The 16,180-nt window shown below is 66.9% G+C and carries 14 protein-coding genes; 3 read left to right on the forward strand and 11 right to left on the reverse strand.

Annotated features, from left to right (window positions below):
* Window positions 1-138: 138 nt before the first annotated feature.
* The 7 genes from NFX52_RS16925 to NFX52_RS16955 form a co-directional block, all read right to left on the reverse strand.
* The gene (locus tag NFX52_RS16925; RefSeq protein ID WP_055402833.1) at window positions 139-774 is read right to left on the reverse strand and encodes a TorD/DmsD family molecular chaperone; all 636 of its coding nucleotides are present in this window, start codon (window positions 772-774) and stop codon (window positions 139-141) included.
* Window positions 771-2,852, reverse strand: coding sequence for a 4Fe-4S binding protein (locus NFX52_RS16930; RefSeq protein ID WP_207402029.1), 2,082 nt, complete (start codon window positions 2,850-2,852; stop codon window positions 771-773). Before NFX52_RS16930 ends, NFX52_RS16925 begins: the two co-directional genes overlap by 4 nt.
* Window positions 2,812-3,585: a DUF3306 domain-containing protein gene (locus NFX52_RS16935; RefSeq protein WP_252635743.1), complete on the reverse strand. Its 774-nt coding sequence runs from the start codon at window positions 3,583-3,585 to the stop codon at window positions 2,812-2,814. The genes NFX52_RS16930 and NFX52_RS16935 overlap by 41 nt, the downstream gene beginning before the upstream one ends.
* Window positions 3,578-4,156 (reverse strand): DUF3305 domain-containing protein, encoded by a 579-nt coding sequence (locus NFX52_RS16940; protein WP_252635744.1) that lies wholly within the window; start codon window positions 4,154-4,156, stop codon window positions 3,578-3,580. The genes NFX52_RS16935 and NFX52_RS16940 overlap by 8 nt, the downstream gene beginning before the upstream one ends.
* 82 nt (window positions 4,157-4,238) lie before the next feature.
* Complete coding sequence (gene fdhF, locus NFX52_RS16945; protein ID WP_055402841.1) at window positions 4,239-7,145, reverse strand: formate dehydrogenase subunit alpha; 2,907 nt, start codon at window positions 7,143-7,145, stop codon at window positions 4,239-4,241.
* Window positions 7,142-9,049 carry an NAD(P)H-dependent oxidoreductase subunit E gene (locus NFX52_RS16950; RefSeq protein WP_055402843.1) on the reverse strand — a complete coding sequence of 636 codons (1,908 nt, stop codon included), beginning with the start codon at window positions 9,047-9,049 and terminating at the stop codon, window positions 7,142-7,144. The genes fdhF and NFX52_RS16950 overlap by 4 nt, the downstream gene beginning before the upstream one ends.
* Window positions 9,050-9,224: 175 nt before the next feature.
* The gene (locus tag NFX52_RS16955; protein ID WP_055402845.1) at window positions 9,225-9,845 is read right to left on the reverse strand and encodes a TetR/AcrR family transcriptional regulator; all 621 of its coding nucleotides are present in this window, start codon (window positions 9,843-9,845) and stop codon (window positions 9,225-9,227) included.
* A gap of 68 nt (window positions 9,846-9,913) precedes the next feature.
* Here NFX52_RS16955 and NFX52_RS16960 point away from each other — a divergent pair, with 68 nt between their 5' ends.
* Window positions 9,914-10,330, forward strand: a complete 417-nt coding sequence (locus tag NFX52_RS16960) for a DUF4345 domain-containing protein (RefSeq protein WP_207402027.1) — start codon at window positions 9,914-9,916, stop codon at window positions 10,328-10,330.
* Between the two features lie 18 nt (window positions 10,331-10,348).
* Here the strand turns inward: NFX52_RS16960 and NFX52_RS16965 are convergent, their stop codons facing one another.
* Both NFX52_RS16965 and apbC read right to left on the reverse strand, forming a co-directional pair.
* Window positions 10,349-11,311 carry a LysR family transcriptional regulator gene (locus NFX52_RS16965; protein ID WP_055402849.1) on the reverse strand — a complete coding sequence of 321 codons (963 nt, stop codon included), beginning with the start codon at window positions 11,309-11,311 and terminating at the stop codon, window positions 10,349-10,351.
* A gap of 25 nt (window positions 11,312-11,336) precedes the next feature.
* On the reverse strand, window positions 11,337-12,428 hold the full coding sequence (gene apbC, locus NFX52_RS16970) for an iron-sulfur cluster carrier protein ApbC (RefSeq protein ID WP_055402851.1): 1,092 nt from the start codon (window positions 12,426-12,428) through the stop codon (window positions 11,337-11,339).
* Between the two features lie 142 nt (window positions 12,429-12,570).
* Between apbC and NFX52_RS16975 the strand changes: the two genes are divergently transcribed.
* A complete protein-coding gene (locus NFX52_RS16975; RefSeq protein WP_055402904.1) occupies window positions 12,571-13,140 on the forward strand; it encodes a restriction endonuclease in 570 nt (189 codons plus the stop codon).
* A gap of 88 nt (window positions 13,141-13,228) precedes the next feature.
* Here the strand turns inward: NFX52_RS16975 and pyrF are convergent, their stop codons facing one another.
* Window positions 13,229-13,954 (reverse strand): orotidine-5'-phosphate decarboxylase, encoded by a 726-nt coding sequence (gene pyrF / locus NFX52_RS16980; RefSeq protein ID WP_252635745.1) that lies wholly within the window; start codon window positions 13,952-13,954, stop codon window positions 13,229-13,231.
* Window positions 13,955-14,120: 166 nt separating this feature from the next.
* Between pyrF and NFX52_RS16985 the strand changes: the two genes are divergently transcribed.
* The gene (locus tag NFX52_RS16985) at window positions 14,121-15,386 is read left to right on the forward strand and encodes a patatin-like phospholipase family protein (protein WP_055402854.1); all 1,266 of its coding nucleotides are present in this window, start codon (window positions 14,121-14,123) and stop codon (window positions 15,384-15,386) included.
* Window positions 15,387-15,405: 19 nt separating this feature from the next.
* On the opposite strand, the gene NFX52_RS16990 is transcribed toward NFX52_RS16985, so the two are convergent.
* The coding region (locus NFX52_RS16990; RefSeq protein ID WP_252635746.1) for an SMP-30/gluconolactonase/LRE family protein at window positions 15,406-16,180 on the reverse strand (775 nt) is incomplete at its 5' end.

The following is a 16,180-nucleotide window of genomic DNA, read 5'->3' on the forward strand; positions in this document are numbered from 1 at the left end:
CAGAATGGCTGGCAGCTATGAAACGGAATTCATACAGTCTATGTCAGTGTGTAAAAGCCTGCAATCGAGCTTTACACCTCCCACTAAGACACTCATCTTTTGTAGCAACCTGGGCAGGCTTTTCGAGCCTCCCAGAGGTTAGTCGAGCATGTCGAAGCCCTGGGCCTCCACTGCCACGAAGGCCCGCGTGAACTGGGCCAGCGCTGCATAGAAGCGCGCTTGCGGTTGGGCAGCCAGGGCATCACACAACTGCAAAACCCAGGGCTGCAGATGCGTTGCAAAAAAGTCGCGCTGCGCCGTCAGGTTGCAGACAGCTACGTCATCCCCCGCGATCAGGTAGCGCATCACCTCGCACAGGTACGCGATGTGGTCTTCGGTTTCGGACATGGAATCGTCGCGTGCCAGCCCCAGCCGATCCAGGTCGGTGCGCAAACGGGCCAATGGCTTTTCGTTCAGAAAACCGCTCAGGTAATGCGAGCCATACAAAAAAACCTCGGGCTTGCCCACACCGCCAAAGAGACGGTCGAACTCCTGCGCGATGGCAGCATCGCTCAGTTCGCGGGCCGCGCCCACCAGCACCTGCCAAGGCTCTTGCAAAAAGGCGCCGTCGGCGGGCGCCTCGGTCACGGCTACCCGCAAGGCAGACAACAACTCGGCGCTGGGCGCGGCGTAGTACAGCTGCGACAGCAGACCATAGAGTTCGGCGCGTGCCGTTTCCTCATCCAGCGCAGAGCTGCCGCCAGGGTGGGTCAAAGAAGCAGGTTGGGCGCTCACAGGTCCGTCACTTTCGTTTCGCTTTGAGAGGAATACAGGTCGATCACGCGGCAGTCGCTGCACATCTTCAGGCGCTCCAGCGCGTCGCCCTGGAACATCGCGTGGCCAGACAGTTTGCCCAGCATGGCCTCGATGGCCTTGACGGTGCCAAAGGGCTTGCTGCAGCGCACACAGGCCCAGGGTTTGGCCTCGTTGAGCACGCGCAGTTGCGCACGCTCCGGCGCCAGCAGCAGGCGCGGCTGCAGGGTGATGGCGTCTTCCGGGCAGGTGGTGGCACACAGGCCACACTGCACGCAATTCTTTTCGATAAAGCGCAGCTGCGGCAGCTGCGGGTTGTCCTGCAGCGCACTGGCGGGGCAGGCGCTCACGCAGCTCAGGCACAGGGTGCAGCGGTCCTTGTTGACTTCAATCGTGCCCAGGGGCGAACCCACTGCGGGCAAAGCGATGGCTGCGGGCCGATCGGCCACGGGCATCGGGGCCTGCTCGATGAGATGGTCCAACGCCATCTCCAGCGTGCTGCGCTTTTCCTGCGCCACCGCAAAGCGCGCGGCCACGGCCGGGGTCTTCTGGCGAGTCTGGCCCAGGGCCTGCAAGGCGGCGTCCAGCTCGGTGGGATGGGTGGCGCGCAGCAGCTGCACATGGGTGCCCGTGTAGCCCAGGCCCCGCAAGATGGCTTGCGCCACATCCATCTGCGCCTGCAGGCCGTCGAGGTACTGCGGTGCTTCCTCCTGGGTCGTCAGCAACACCACCTGCGAGGCGCCGTAAGCAATTGCGCTGAGCCACAGGTCCACCCCGGTGCTGGCGGTGTGCCACAGCGCCACCGGGATCACGTTGGCAGGCACGCCCTGCGCCAGTTTCAACTGGGCGGCACGACCCAGCTCTTCCACCAGCGCCTGGCCGCGCTCCTGGCTGTGCAGCAGCACCACGGCATCCTTGCCGCCTGCAGCGGCGTAGGTGGACAAAAGGGTTTTGAGCTTGGTGCCCTGCTCTGTCGCACTGGGATAGGCATAGGTCAGCGCGCCCGTGGGGCACACGGTGGTGCAGGCGCCACAGCCGACACACAGGTTGGGGTTCACCTTGATTTGCTGACGGCTTTTGTCGCTGGCAATGGCTTCGGCCGAGCAGATGTCCACGCAGGCATTGCAGCCCACGGTTTCGTTGCGGCTGTGGGCGCAAAGCTTTTGTTTGTAGACAAAAAACTTGGGCTTTTCGAACTCGCCCACCAGCTCGCGCAGCTTCAGCAGCGTGGCCATATTGACACCATCACTACGCCCGTCCCAGCGCAGGTAACCCTGCGGCAGCGCGTGCTGCAAGAAGGTGGGCGTGGCGGTGGGCGAACGCAGGTCGAGCACCAGGTCAAAACGCTCGGTCTGCGCCGTGGCGTCACGGGTGAAGTCGATGGCGCCCGCCACCTGGCACACCTTCACACAGTCGCGGTGCGAGCTGCAGGCCGCCATGTCGATCTGGTAATCGAGGCCGATGGCGTTCTCGGGGCAGGCCGCCACACAGGCGTTGCAGCGCGTGCACAAGTCCAGATCAATCGGGTTGTCGGCCTTCCACTGCAGCTCGAACGCGCCCAGCCAGCCCGTGAGGCCCGTGATGCGCCCGCCCAGCACCGGGAACCGCCGCGCCTGCGCGCCACCGGCATTGCCAGGGCCTTGGGTGAACAGGGTCACATCCAGCACGTCCGACACCAGGGCGGCCGCCTGCTCGGCCTGGTCGAGCGGTCCGATGATGAGCAAGCGGCCCGTGCTCTTGTAGGTGACCGTGGGTACGGGCGGAGGGTCGGGCAGCCGGGCGGCCGCCAGCAGCGCGGCGATCTTGGGGCTGGCCTGGGCGGCATCGCGGCTCCAGCCGCCGGTTTCACGGATGTTCACAAACCGGATCGGGGACACCGCGCCTTCGGTCTGCTGGCCCAGGTCGCCAAACAGGCGTTGCTCTTGCGTGCACGCCACCACCACATCGTCACCGGACTGGATGGCCTTCTGGAAGGCGCCCGCCTCGCGCCGGCACAGGGTGGAGTGGAGGGTCAGGTCTTCATGCAGCGCCGCGCCCAACGCCTTGGCGTTGAGGGGCATCGTCTGGTTGCAGTCGCAGATGAGCGTCGTGGTCATGTTCAGAGTGGCTGGCTGGGATGGCCACCGCGACCTCATCGGGCGGGATGGCCACCTCACGCTCGCTGGAGGGATCGCTAGGAATAGCGTTGCATACCCCAGACTGTGCCACGTCTGCGGGGGCTTGCCCCTCCGCATCATCCCGAGGCTGAGCACGGGCAGGGGCTATTGCGCCGGACCCCACGTCGGCACCTGTTTCCACAGCAGTGCCATCGACCGGCACATCGGGCAATGCTTCGGCCTCGGCCTTCTTTTCATGGTCAAAGAAGCCCATTGCGTGGGCGCTGGCCATCTTGCGCAGCATGCCCTCGGGCAGCGGGTCAGGCTGGGTGTAGTCGCCGATGTAGATATCCAGCCCATCCATCACATTGAAGTGTGGGTCGGAAAACAGCTTTTTCATGGCCAGGTTGCGCACCTCGGGCGACACATCGCGGGCCACAAAGGCCTTGAAATCAGATGCGGGCGTGAGCGCCTGGGCATCGGCCAGCGTGGGGGATGGCGGGGCCTCGGCAACGGGCGCGGCGCCTTCTGCCGCCGTGTCGGATGCACCGGACACCACGGCGGACGTAGGGGCCAGTGACGACGAAGCAACAGGTGGGGGCAACGGCGGCGCCGGTGGTGGCGGCTCTTCCACCGGCTTGCCTTCGCGCACCTCCTGCTTGCGGCGCGACCAGCGGCCCAGGAACCCGTCAGTCATGGCTCCCTCCTCCGGCATTGCCACCGCCGCTCCCCCCACCACCACGCTGCTTTTCGGTGGAGACGGATGCGGGGTTGCCAAACCGGTCCTGCAGCGTGCGGAAACTGTCAGGGCGCTTGCGGCGCTTGGGCTCGGGCTGGTAGTGCTCGGCCACAAAGGCACGCAGGGTCTCCACCACCTCAGGCGCCGCAGGCACCTGTTCCACGGTTTCCTGCGCGTCCAGCCAGCGGCCAGCGTCGTGGTAGCTCAGGCTCACGGCCACAGGGCGTGCCAGCGGGATCTCGCCCGTGCCGGGGTCTTCGTCGCGGCGCCACAGCACAAACCAGCAGGGCGCGGGCGAGGTGAGATTGAGGTGGTAGCCCTCGGCGTCATCACGGTACAGCTCTGCCCGGAACCCCGGGAACAGCCAGCGCTGCTCGCGCTCGTCCTGGATGATCTGGCGCGGCTCGGTGCCAAAGGCGGGCTCGTTGATCACCACCTCGGCCAGCGACCACCGCCAGGGCTGCCAGCGGTTGTCGATGTGCTCGCAGCGCATGATCACGGCAACGTCGGTGTAGGGGCGCTCAGTCATGGGCGCAGACTGTACCCCTGTGCGGCCCCCGCAGACAGCAATGCCCGCAAAGCCCCGCAGCCAGCGTGCAGATCACGCAGCGTCAGGCGACTTCGCTGACCGTGCCCTGCAACACCTCCACAGCCACCGCGCAGTACTTGAACTCGGGGATCTTGCCGAACGGGTCCAGCGCCGCGTTGGTGAGCAGGTTGGCGGCTGCCTCCACGTACGCAAACGGCATGAACACGGTGCCGTGCGGCGTGCCGTCGTCGCGCCGCACGCGCACCTGCACCATGCCGCGCCGCGAGCGGATGCCCACCAGCGCCCCGGGCGCCACGCCCAGCCGCGCCAGTTCGTCGCCATGCAGCGACGCGGTGGCCATGGGCTCGATGGCGTCCAGCACGGTGCTGCGCCGGGTCATGCTGCCCGTGTGCCAGTGCTCCAGCTGGCGGCCGGTGATGAGCACCAGGGGGTAGTCCGCATCGGGCTTTTCGGCCGCCGGGATCACGCTGGCGGGCACCAGCTGCAGGCGGCCCGTGGGCGTGGGGAATTTCTCGGTAAAGACGATGGGCTGGCCCGGGTCGTCGGCCGTGAGGCAGGGGTAGGTCACGCTGGAGTCGCGCTCCAGCCGGTCCCAAGTGATGCCCTCGATGCTCGCGTGCATCGCCTGGCGCATTTCGTCGTACACCGCCGCGACGCCCGACTCTTCGCCTTCGTAGTTCCAGTCCAGGCCCATGCGCTGCGCGATCTGCTGAATGATCCACAGATCTGGCTGCGCATCGCCCGGTGGGTTCAGCGCGCGGCGGCCCATCTGCACCATGCGGTCGGTGTTGCTGGCGGTGCCGGTCTTTTCGGGCCAGGCGCTCGCGGGCAGCACCACGTCGGCCAGCCAGGCAGTCTCGGTCAAGAAAATGTCTTGCACCACCAGGTGCGAGAGGCTGGCGAGCGCGTGGCGCGCGTGGTTCAGGTCGGGGTCGCTCATGGCGGGGTTCTCGCCCATGATGTACATGCCGCGCACCCTGTGCGGGTCGCTGTCAGGCGCCAGAGCCTTGTGCATGATCTCGACCACGGTGTAGCCGGGGGTTTCATCGAGCTTAGTGCCCCAGAAGTCTTCGAACCACGCATGCGCCCCCGCGTTGTCCACGCGCTGGTAGTTGGGGAACATCATGGGGATGAGCCCCGCGTCGCTAGCGCCCTGCACGTTGTTCTGGCCGCGCAGCGGGTGCAGGCCCGAGCCGGGTTTGCCGATCTGGCCGGTGACGGCGCACAGCGCAATCAGGCAGCGCGCGTTGTCGGTGCCGTGGATGTGCTGGCTCACGCCCATGCCCCAGAGAATCATCGAGGACTTGGCGGTAGCAAACGCACGCGCCACCTCGCGCAGCGTCTCAGCCGGTATGCCACACACGGGCGCCATGGCCTCGGGGCTGCAGCCCATCACGTTGGCCTTGAGGGCCTCGAAGTTGTTGGCGCGGTCGCGGATGAAGGCCTCATCCACCAGACCTTCGTCGATCACGGTGTGGATGAGCGCATTGAGCATGGCCACGTCGGTGTCGGCCTTGAACTGCAGCGTGCGCCAGGCGTGGCGGCCGATGTCGGTGATGCGCGGGTCGGCCAGCACGATTTTTGCGCCGCGCTGTGCGGCGTTCTTCATCCAGGTGGCCGCCACCGGGTGGTTGGCCGTGGGGTTGGAGCCGATCACAAAGATCAGCTCGGCATGCTCCACGTCGTTCACCGGGTTGCTGACCGCGCCCGAGCCCACACCTTCGAGCAGCGCAGCCACGCTGGACGCATGGCACAGCCGCGTGCAATGGTCCACGTTGTTGCTGCCAAAGCCGGTGCGCACCAGCTTCTGGAACAGATAGGCCTCTTCGTTGCTGCCCTTGGCCGAGCCGAAGCCTGCGAGCGCCTTGGGGCCGTGCGTGTCGCGCAGGCTCTTGAGCGTGCCCGCGGCCAGGTCCAGCGCCTCCTCCCAAGTCGCTGCGCGGAAGGTGTCGCGCCAGTCAGCGCCGTAGGGTCGCACCTCCTTGGGCACGCCGGGCTTGCGGATCAGCGGCACCGTCAGGCGGTCGGGGTGGTGGGCGTAGTCGAAACCAAAGCGTCCTTTCACACACAGGCGGCCATGGTTGGCCGGGCCGTCGCGGCCTTCGACGCTGATGATTTTTTCATCGCGCACGTTGTAGGTGATGAGGCAGCCCACGCCGCAGAAGGGGCAGACCGAATCGACCTTGCGATCCACCTTTTGCGAGCCGACGTGGGTCTTGGGGCTGAGCGCGCCCGTGGGGCAGGCCTGCACACATTCGCCGCAGGCCACGCAGGTGCTCTCGGCCATGGGGTCGTCGAGGTCGAAGACGATCTTGCTGTCGGCCCCGCGCAGCGCGTAGCCGATCACGTCGTTGACCTGCTCTTCGCGGCAGGCGCGCACGCAGCGGTTGCACTGGATGCAGGCATCCAGATTCACGGCCATGGCCGGGTGGCTCAGGTCGGGCGCGGGCTGCTCGCGGCGCAGGGCGTGGAGGGCCGGGCGCACCGAGACGCCCAGCCGGTCGGCCCAGGCGCTCAGCTCGCCGTGTTGCCCCACGGCGGCATCATTTTTTGAATCAAAATGGCCCCTACCGCTTGATGGACGTGCGCTAGCAGCTATCAAATCAGGAGTGCACGTCTTTTCGTCGTTCCACCGGTATCCGACATCGGGCATGTCGGACAGCAGCATCTCCACCACCATCTGCTGGCTCTTGCGGGCGCGCGGGCTGGTGGCCTCCACCTTCATGCCGGGCGTGGGCGCGCGGCAGCAGCTGGGGGCCAAGGTGCGCTCGCCCGCGATTTCGACCACGCAGGCGCGGCAGTTGCCGTCGGGGCGCAGGCCGTCGGTGTAGCACAGGTGCGGGATCTCCACGCCATGGCGCTGCGCGACTTTGAGGACGGTTTCACCAGCGTGGGCGGTGACGGGCTGGCCGTCCAGCTCGAACGCCACGCCGGGCTGAACAGCGGTAGAGGTCAACACCGCGCTCATTGCCGCACTCCTGGGGGCAGTTGCTCGGCGAGCGGGCTGTTGCGCGGCCTGGGCAAGTCGCCCGGCCAGGGCGCCTCGCCCACCTCGTGCGCAAAGTATTTGTGGATGCAGCGGATGGGGTTGGGCGCGGCCTGGCCCAGCCCGCAGATGGACGCATCGCCCATCACCTGGGCCAGGTCGTCCAGCAGTTCTTCGTCCCACTGCGGGGCGCGCATCAACGCCGCGGCCTTGGCCGTGCCCACGCGGCAGGGCGTGCACTGGCCGCAGCTTTCGTGCTCGAAAAAGCGCATCACGTTCAGCGCCGCATCGCGCGCCCGGTCGTGCTGGCTGAGCACGATGACGGCGGCGGAGCCGATGAAGCAGCCGTAGGGCTGCAGCGTGTCGAAGTCGAGCGGAATGTCGTTGAGACTGGCGGGCAGGATGCCGCCCGAGGCGCCGCCGGGCAGGTAGGCATAAAGCTGGTGGCCGTCGGCCATGCCGCCGCAGTATTCGTCGATGAGTTCCTGCACCGTGATGCCCGCAGGCGCGAGCTTGACACCCGGGTGCCGGACCCGCCCGCTGACGCTGAAACTGCGCAGCCCCTTGCGCCCGTGGCGGCCGAAGCTGGCAAACCACTCGGGCCCGCGCTCGACGATGTCGCGCGCCCAATACAGCGTCTCGAAGTTGTGCTCCAGCGTGGGCCGGCCGAACAGGCCGACCTGCGCGATGTAGGGCGGGCGCATGCGGGGTTCGCCGCGTTTGCCTTCAATGCTCTCGATCATGGCGGACTCTTCGCCGCAGATGTAGGCGCCCGCGCCACGCCGCAGTTCGATATGGGGCAAGGGGCATGGCGGCTCGGCGCGCAGGTCGTCCAGGGCGCGCTGCAGCAGCGCGCGGCAGCCGTGGTATTCGTCGCGCAGGTAGATATAGATGGCCTCGGTGCCCACCACCTGGGCGGCGATGAGCACGCCCTCCAGAAAGCGGTGCGGGTCGCGCTCTAGATAAGTGCGGTCCTTGAAGGTGCCGGGCTCGCCTTCGTCGATGTTGACGGCCATCAGGCGCGGCGCGGGCTGGTCCCGAACAATCCGCCACTTGCGCCCGGCCGGGAAACCCGCGCCGCCCAGGCCCCGCAGGCCGGAGTCCTCCATCGCCGTGAGCACGACCTCGGCATCCATCTCGCCATTCACCAGCGCAGCGGCCGTCTGGTAGCCGCCGTGGGCGCGGTAGGTGGCAAGGTCGGTGTGGGCAGGGCTGACCTCGCCACGGGACGTGGGGATGCTTTTTCCAGCCAGTGCCGCCACATCAAAATTGATAGCTGTCAGCGCTTGTGGGTGGCGCGCAAGAGCCATTTTTGGCTTGGATTCCACCACCTCCAGCACGGTATCGACCGTGGCGTGTGGCACGGGGCACTGGTGCACCACGGCCACGGGCGCCTGCTCGCAGCGGCCCACGCAGGGCACGGCCAACACCTGCACGTCGCCCTGACCGGCCGCGCGCAGGCGCTCGGGCAGCGCGGCCAGCAGCTCGCGCGCACCCGCCAGGCTGCAGCTCAGGCTGTCGCACACCCGCAGCACCAGGCGCGGCGCCTGCACCTCTTCGCCACGCACGATCTCGAAGTGGTGGTAGAAGCTCGCCACCTCGTACACCTCGGCCATCGGGAGGTTCATCTGCTTGGCGAGAGCCACCAGGTGCCGGTCGTGCAGCACGCCAAAGTGGTCGTTCAGGCGGTGCAGGTATTCAATGAGCAGGTCGCGCCGAAAGCCGGTGGCCGGGCGCGGGCCCAGCAGCTGCGCCACGTCGGCCATCGCGGCATCTTCGGGCTGGCGGCCCTTGAGGCGGCTTTTGCGGCGGATGCGCTCGCGCATGTCGTTGACCGACACGGCGGCAACAACGGTTGCGGGGGGGGCTTCGGGGGCAAGGTGCATGGAGCGAAATCGTGGGATGTCTTGTTGTGCTTATGAAGCCGTCTGCATAAGGCGGCTGGGCGGTCGCAGTGTCGGCGAGGCACCCCGGTGCGTCAAATTGCGGATGCACATGGGTCGATCACAAAAACAAATGAGCTGCGCACCGTGGCATTGCGCTGTACAGCGTGGGGCCAACTCATCCGCCACCTGCACTGCCTGCTCTGCCCGTTGGCAGGTTCTCCAGCAACCGGCTCGCCAGCAGCGCCGCCAGGTCTTGCGCCGAAGGCATGGGCACGGGCGCGGTGGACAGGGCGCCATCGATCGCCAGGCTGGCCAGCCCGTGGGCCAGGCTCCACCCCGCCAGTGCCAGCTCGTCCGCCCCCTCGGCCACATGGGCATGGGCGGTTTTGCGCAGCACCTCAAAAGACCCGTCCGCCGCCGCTTGCAACGCCGGGTGGTCGGCCTTGTGTTGCAGCAGCGGGCTGAACATCAGCCGGAACGCGGCGGGACGCGCGAGCGCAAAGGCCACGTAGGCGGTGCAGTGCCCCACCAGTCTGGCGGCGGTGTCCACACCGGGGTGTGCGGCCTCCATGTCGGCCGCCAGGTCGTGAAAACCGCGCGTGGCCACGGCAGCCAGCAACGCATCCAGATTGGCGAAGTGGTGGTATGGGGCCGCATGCGACACCCCCGCCGCTTTGGCCACCGCGCGGAGGCTGAGCGTGGCCCCGGACGCCAGCAAGCCCTCGGCGGCAGACACCAGTGCGGTGCGCAAGTCGCCATGGTGGTAAGTGGCGCGCGGAATTTCAGCTGAGTTCATGGCGACAATCTTGACACAGTCAAGATACACCCCAACAATACCCCATCCTGACACCGTAAAGATAGCCCATGACCCGACGCCTGCTCCAAGCCACTACCGCCGTGATGGCGCTGATCCCAGTTGCCACTGGCGTGCTGACGATGATGGGCATCTACGACCCGATCTACCGCACCAGCGGCCTCCCGAGCGATGCGCTGCTCGATGGCAACCTGCGGTTTTTTGGCGGCGTGTGGCTGGCGCTGGGCCTGGCAATGGGGTCGCTGGTGCCGCGCATCGAGCGCGAGGGCCGGTTGTTTGCGGTGTTGTGGGGCGCGGTGTTTCTGGGCGGCGTGGGCCGGGCGCTGTCGATGGCCTTTCTGGGCCTGCCGCCCGCGCCATTTATCGGGTTCACGGTGCTGGAGCTGGTGGGTGCGCCGGCCTTCATCGCGTGGCAGCGGCGCGTGGCTACCAGCACTGGGGCGGCCCGGCCCATTTCGCGCGGGTAGGGCCGGAAAAACCTGCGCCTACAGCGGCTCCGCCGCCAGCAATCCGCTGTGCGCTGCGGCGTGCTGCAACCACTCACGATCTTGCGACAGCGCCAGTGCCGCATCCAGCGCCCGGGTGGGCTGCACCTGCCGGTGCGACATGAATCCAATGGGGGTGGTGAGCACCGGGCTCGTCAACGGCAGGGCCTCCAGTCCATCATGGCCGCGCACGGCGTCCACCAGCGCACCGGGCAGGACGCTGCACACATGGCCCGCCACCACGCTGAGCGCCAGGGTCAGCACCGAATCCGTTTCCATCGCAGGCATCACCGTGGCGCCGGCAGCGCGGAAGGCACCATCCACCAAGCTACGGTTGTGCATCTCGGGGGTGAGCAGGCACAGCGGCAGCGCCGCCGCATCGGCCCAGGCCATGGGTGGGCCGATCTGCAGCCCGCGCGCTGCGCCTTTGGGCGGCCGGGGCGCACGGCGCAGCAGAAAGTAGTGCTCCACATACTGCGGCCAAGCCCGTAGCGTGCCGCCGCGTACAGGCATGCGCTCGGTGTAGCCAAGGGCCAAGTCCAGTGCAATATTTTCGAGCCCCGCCTCCAGCGCCTGCGAACTCATCGACAGCGCCACCGGCACGATGCCCGGGTGCCGCGCCTGCAGCTGCGCGGCAAACCGCGCCAGGATGGGCATGGCCGTGGGCACCGCGCCCAGGCGCAGCGTGCCGCGCGGGTGGGCGGCGTCGCTGCTCAGGTCCTGCTGCAGCACCTGGTGTTCGTGCAGCATGCGCTGCGCCGTGGCCAGCACGCGTTCGCCCTCAGGCGTGAAGCCTTCGAAGCTGCGGCCCCGGCGCACCACGACCACGCCAAACTCCTTTTCCAGCGCGCGCAGTGCGTTGGACAGCGCGGGCTGCGTGATGTGGCAGGCCTGCGCCGCCCGGCCAAAGTGCCGGTGCTCGTGCAGCGCCACCAGGTAGCGCAGGGACGCGAGCAGGTTCATGGCATGGTGGGGCGACTCAGGAAGATCAGGTGTTCTTGCTGATCGAAATCGTCGGGAACTTGCTCGAAAAATCCTTGGCCTGCTGCGCGATCTTCACCGCCACGTCGCGCGCGACCTTCTTGTAGATCTTGGCCACGTCCCCGTCGGGGTCGGCCACCACGGTGGGCTTGCCGCTGTCGGCCTGCAGGCGGATGCTCATATCGAGCGGCAGTGCGCCCAGGTAGTCCATGTTGTATTCGGCTGCCATCTTCTTGCCGCCATCGGCGCCAAAGATGTGCTCCACGTGACCGCAGTTGCTGCACACGTGCGCGGCCATGTTCTCGACGATGCCCAGAATGGGCACGCCCACCTTCTCAAACATCTTGATGCCCTTCTTGGCGTCCAGCAGGGCGATGTCCTGCGGGGTGGTCACGATCACCGCGCCGGTCATGGGCACGCGCTGGCTCAGGGTGAGCTGGATGTCGCCGGTGCCGGGGGGCATGTCGATGATGAGGTAGTCGAGGTCTTTCCAGTTGGTCTGGCGCAGCAGTTGCTCCAGCGCCTGCGTGGCCATGGGGCCGCGCCAGATCATGGCTTCGTCCTGGTCCACCAGGAAGCCGATGGACATCACCTGCACGCCGTAGTTCTCCAGCGGCTCCATGGTCTTGCCGTCGTCGCTCTCAGGGCGGCGGTTGATACCCAGCATCATGGGCTGGCTGGGGCCGTAGATGTCGGCGTCGAGCACGCCCACGCTGGCGCCCTCGGCGGCCAGGGCCAGGGCCAGGTTGGCGGCCGTTGTGCTCTTGCCCACGCCGCCCTTGCCCGAGGCCACGGCGATGATGTTCTTGACCTGGGGCAAGAGCTGCACGCCGCGCTGCACGGCATGCGCAATCACCTTGGTGGTGATGTTGACCGACACGTTCTCGACGCCCCCCACGCCCTTGGCAGCGGCCACAAGATTGCGGCGCAGTTCGGGCACCAAGCTCTTGGCGGGGTAGCCCAACTCCACATCGAAGGCCACGTCGCCGCCGCTGATCTGCACATTGCGCAGGGCGCGGGTGCTGACGAAATCCTTGCCCGTGTGGGGGTCCAGCACGCTGGAAAGTGCGGCCAAAAGGCCCTGTTCGGTGACTGCCATTCAATTAACTCCTGTGGGGCCGGTAGTCTATCCAAGCGCTGTTCCCCCGGCGCGTGAAGGACAATGCGCACGCTTTGCCCCTGGCTCCACAGCAGCCGGCACCCTGAGAAACCGAACGAAAAGGACCCCCGTGAAATTCAAGATGGCCGAGAAATCCCTGTTTGCCATGCTGCTGCGCTCGCCCTGGTGGATCAGCTTTGTGGTGGTCGGCCTCATCGTTCTGGCGGCAGGTGCGCTGCTGCCTAAGGAATATTTCGTGGTGGGTGCGCTGGCCGGTTTTCCCATCTTCGTGGTGGGCTGCATCGCCGCGTGGAAGCAGCTGCGCGCCCCCAACCCCGCCCGGGTTGCCGAGATGCTGGAGGCCGTGGCCAGCATGCCCTGGCGCAGCTTTGCCGACACCCTGGCATCGGCCTGGGCACGGGCGGGCTACTCCGTAGAGCGGATCAACGGCAACAACGCAGGCGCTGACATGCGACTGACCCAGGGTGGCAAAACCACGCTGGTCAGCGCCAAACGCTGGAAAGCCGCCACCCACGGCGTAGAGCCCCTGCGCGAGCTGCACGCGGCCATGCTGGCCAGCGAGGCCCCCGCAGGTGTCTATGTGGCTGCCCTGGGGCAGGTCAGCGACAACGCCCAGGCGTTTGCCCGGGAGCACGGCATTGTGGTGCTGCAGGGTGACGCGGTGGCACAGCTGCTGCTGCGCCAACCGTAGACTGCGATGTGCCGGGGCCTCCGGCCCACAGAATCACAGCTGTAACGCTGCAGAAAAGCGGCGATCCGCCCCATCCCGGGCCAAAGTTTCAAACTTCTAGTTCTGCGCACAGGGCAGCAAAAGAAGCGGCAGGGTTCAAAGCGCGCGATATCGGCCGCCCCACCACGACGTGCGTTGCACCCGCCTTGATGGCCTCGCTGGCGGTGGTGAAACGGGCATGGTCGCCTTTTGCAAATTCCAGCGGCTGTATGCCAGGCGTGACGATCAGCGCGCCCTGCGGCAGCGCGTTGCGCAGAAGCCTGGCTTCTAGCGGCGACGCGACCACACCGTGGCAGCCTGCTGCGTGTGCAAGACGCGCAAGACGCAGCACCTGTTCTGGCACTGTCGATGCCACGCCCACTTCGCGCAGCGCCTCGTCGTCCATGCTGGTGATCACAGTGAGTGCCAGCACTTTGAGCTCAGGGAAGTGTGCTGCCGACGCCACTGCAGCCTCCAGCACAGAAGATCCTGCCGACGCATGAACCGTCACCATAGAAGCCCCCAGTTGCCCCGCCGCCGCAACTGCGGACGCCACCGAGCTCGGGATTTCAAACAGTTTGAGGTCCAAAAAGACCTGCTTGCCAGCATCCAACAGATCGCGGACGAAGGACGGTCCAGCCGCCGTGAGCAATTGCAAACCCACCTTGTAGACAGACGCAGCAGAGCCCAGCTGCCCGACCAGATCTACCGCAGGCGCAGCAGCAGGGAAATCAAGCGAAACGATGATGCTTGGATTCAAGCCATCTCCCCAAAAAAGTGTGTTTGAGCATGCCACAGGCCGGGGAGCAGCACGAACCCACCTCTGGCGCAAACAATTGATTTCCCCTGGCAAGCTTGAACGCCCCAGCAACAAGCGATGTGTCGCCTCAACCATGCGGGTTTTCCCACATGAAAGGCTCCCAGCCACCCACCGACACTTGGGACACCACCCACACACATTCATGCCGCCCTTGGTAACTTCTGATATCCCAGCCGACGCCCGACCCGCCACCGGCCTGCTGCTCACCGGCGGCGGTGCCCGCGCCGCCTACCAGGTGGGCGTGCTCGAAGCCATTGCCGACCTGCGCCAGGCCTGTGGCGAGGGGAGCGGGCCAAACCCCTTCCCCATCATCACCGGCACCTCGGCCGGGGCCATCAACGCGGCGGCGCTGGCCTGCGGGGCCGACAACTTTGACCGCGCCGTGCGCCGCATTGCGCGCGTGTGGCGGCAGTTCCACGCCAGCCAGGTGTATGGCGCCGACTCGCTCAGCGTGATGCGCAGCGGTGCGCGCTGGCTCACGCTGGTGTCGCTGGGCTGGGCCCTGGCGCGCTGGCGGCGCATGCGACCGCGCTCGCTGCTGGACAACACCCCGCTCGAAAAACTGCTGGTCAAGATGGTGCCGCTGGTGCGCCTGCCCCGGCTGATCCGCAAAGGGCATCTCACAGCGCTGGCCGTCACAGCGTCGAGCTACAGCTCGGGCGAACACGTCACCTTTTTTGAAGCCGCCGCACCCGTCAAGCCCTGGGTGCGCTCGCAGCGCAAGGCGGCCAGCGACCGCATCACGCACGAGCATCTGCTGGCGTCCTCGGCCATTCCGTTCATCTTTCCGGCCAAGGGCATCGAGGTGGATGACCACGTCGAATATTTCGGCGACGGCTCCATGCGCCAGTCGGCGCCCATTGCTCCGGCCATTCACCTGGGCGCCGAGCGCATCCTGGTGATCGGCGCCGGCCGCATGCACGAGCCCAAGGGTGATGCCGCTGCCAACCCCACGGCCACCTACCCCACGCTGGCGCAGATTGCGGGGCATGCGCTGTCCAACATCTTTCTGGATGCGCTGGCCGTGGATGTGGAGCGCGTGCAGCGCATTAACCAGACCCTGTCCCTCATCCCCGAAGAAAAGCGCCTGCACAGCGCACTGCGCCCCATCGAACTGCTGGTGATTGCGCCATCCCAGCGCCTGGACGCCGTGGCCGCGCGCCATGTAGGCGACCTGCCGGGGCCCGTGCGCACCATGCTGGGCGCCCTGGGCGTCACCTCCAACATGGCCGATGTGCGCGGCGCGGCGCTGGCCAGCTACCTGCTCTTCGAATCCGGTTACACCCAGGAGCTGATGGCCCTGGGCCGGGCCGACACCCTGGCCATGCGGGCCGAGGTGTGCAGGTTCTTTGGGTGGACAGATACAGGCGCCGAGGTGAAGACCCGGCACCATGGGGAAACCGCCTGAAACGCCCCAGGCCTGAACCCTACGGCTTGGGCAGCCACCCCAGGCCGTGCGCGTGCAGGCTCTGCACATACAGCCGGTCCGCCGTCTCGGTGATCGCAGTGGTCTCCGGGTAGGCGCCACTCGGGTCCTGCAGGTCGGCCACCACCTTGCCATCGTCGGTGAACGCAATCACATGGCCGTAGGGCTGGGGAATGGGCCACAGCGCACGCGGCAGGCGCAGGGTCAGGCTGCGCAGCCAGGGCTTGCCCGCCATGTTGTCGATGGCCGCCCCGCGCGGCTTGGCAAAGCCCAGCCACACCTTGCCGTCCTGCCCGCGCATCAGGTTGTCGGGGTAGCCGGGCAGGTTGTCGAGCAGCACGCGGGCCTGGGGGCTGGGCTGAGCGATGTCGAGGTCATTCGCATCCACCGCAATCTTCCACACCCGGTATTTGCCGGTTTCGTTGACGAACAGATGCTTTTCGTCCTGGCTCAGCGCGACGCCGTTGGCAAAGCTGATGCCGCGTGCCACCACGCGCGTGCTGCGGTTGGCGGGGTCGTATTCGATCACCCGGCCCGTGCTGGCCTGCTCAAGGATGTCGAGCACGCTCGCTTCAAACGTGCCGCCCCAGTCCTTGGGGGCAAAACGGGTGGACGCGTCGCTCAGGTACATCTTGCCGCTCAGTGCCACCACCACGGCATCGGCGTAGCGGATGGGGTCGTTGCCCACCTTGTCGGCCAGCACGGTGACCTTGCCATCGGGCGCGATGGACAGCAGCCCCTTGACCGCATCGGCCGCAATCAGGTTGCCTGCGGCG

Origin of the sequence: Acidovorax facilis (assembly GCF_023913775.1) — a bacterium.
GTDB classification, from domain to species: domain Bacteria; phylum Pseudomonadota; class Gammaproteobacteria; order Burkholderiales; family Burkholderiaceae_C; genus Acidovorax; species Acidovorax facilis.

What these genes read in the sequence shown, in the direction of transcription:
- NFX52_RS16930 (WP_207402029.1), bottom strand. Translation starts at nt 2,852, where the DNA reads ATGCCCCTCAACGCCAAGGCGTTGGGCGCGGCGCTGCATGAAGACCTG.
- NFX52_RS16935 (WP_252635743.1), bottom strand. Translation starts at nt 3,585, where the DNA reads ATGACTGACGGGTTCCTGGGCCGCTGGTCGCGCCGCAAGCAGGAGGTG.
- NFX52_RS16940 (WP_252635744.1), bottom strand. Translation starts at nt 4,156, where the DNA reads ATGACTGAGCGCCCCTACACCGACGTTGCCGTGATCATGCGCTGCGAG.
- fdhF (WP_055402841.1), bottom strand. Translation starts at nt 7,145, where the DNA reads ATGAGCGCGGTGTTGACCTCTACCGCTGTTCAGCCCGGCGTGGCGTTC.
- NFX52_RS16950 (WP_055402843.1), bottom strand. Translation starts at nt 9,049, where the DNA reads ATGCACCTTGCCCCCGAAGCCCCCCCCGCAACCGTTGTTGCCGCCGTG.
- NFX52_RS16955 (WP_055402845.1), bottom strand. Translation starts at nt 9,845, where the DNA reads ATGAACTCAGCTGAAATTCCGCGCGCCACTTACCACCATGGCGACTTG.
- NFX52_RS16960 (WP_207402027.1), top strand. Translation starts at nt 9,914, where the DNA reads ATGACCCGACGCCTGCTCCAAGCCACTACCGCCGTGATGGCGCTGATC.
- NFX52_RS16965 (WP_055402849.1), bottom strand. Translation starts at nt 11,311, where the DNA reads ATGAACCTGCTCGCGTCCCTGCGCTACCTGGTGGCGCTGCACGAGCAC.
- apbC (WP_055402851.1), bottom strand. Translation starts at nt 12,428, where the DNA reads ATGGCAGTCACCGAACAGGGCCTTTTGGCCGCACTTTCCAGCGTGCTG.
- NFX52_RS16975 (WP_055402904.1), top strand. Translation starts at nt 12,571, where the DNA reads ATGGCCGAGAAATCCCTGTTTGCCATGCTGCTGCGCTCGCCCTGGTGG.
- NFX52_RS16985 (WP_055402854.1), top strand. Translation starts at nt 14,121, where the DNA reads ATGCCGCCCTTGGTAACTTCTGATATCCCAGCCGACGCCCGACCCGCC.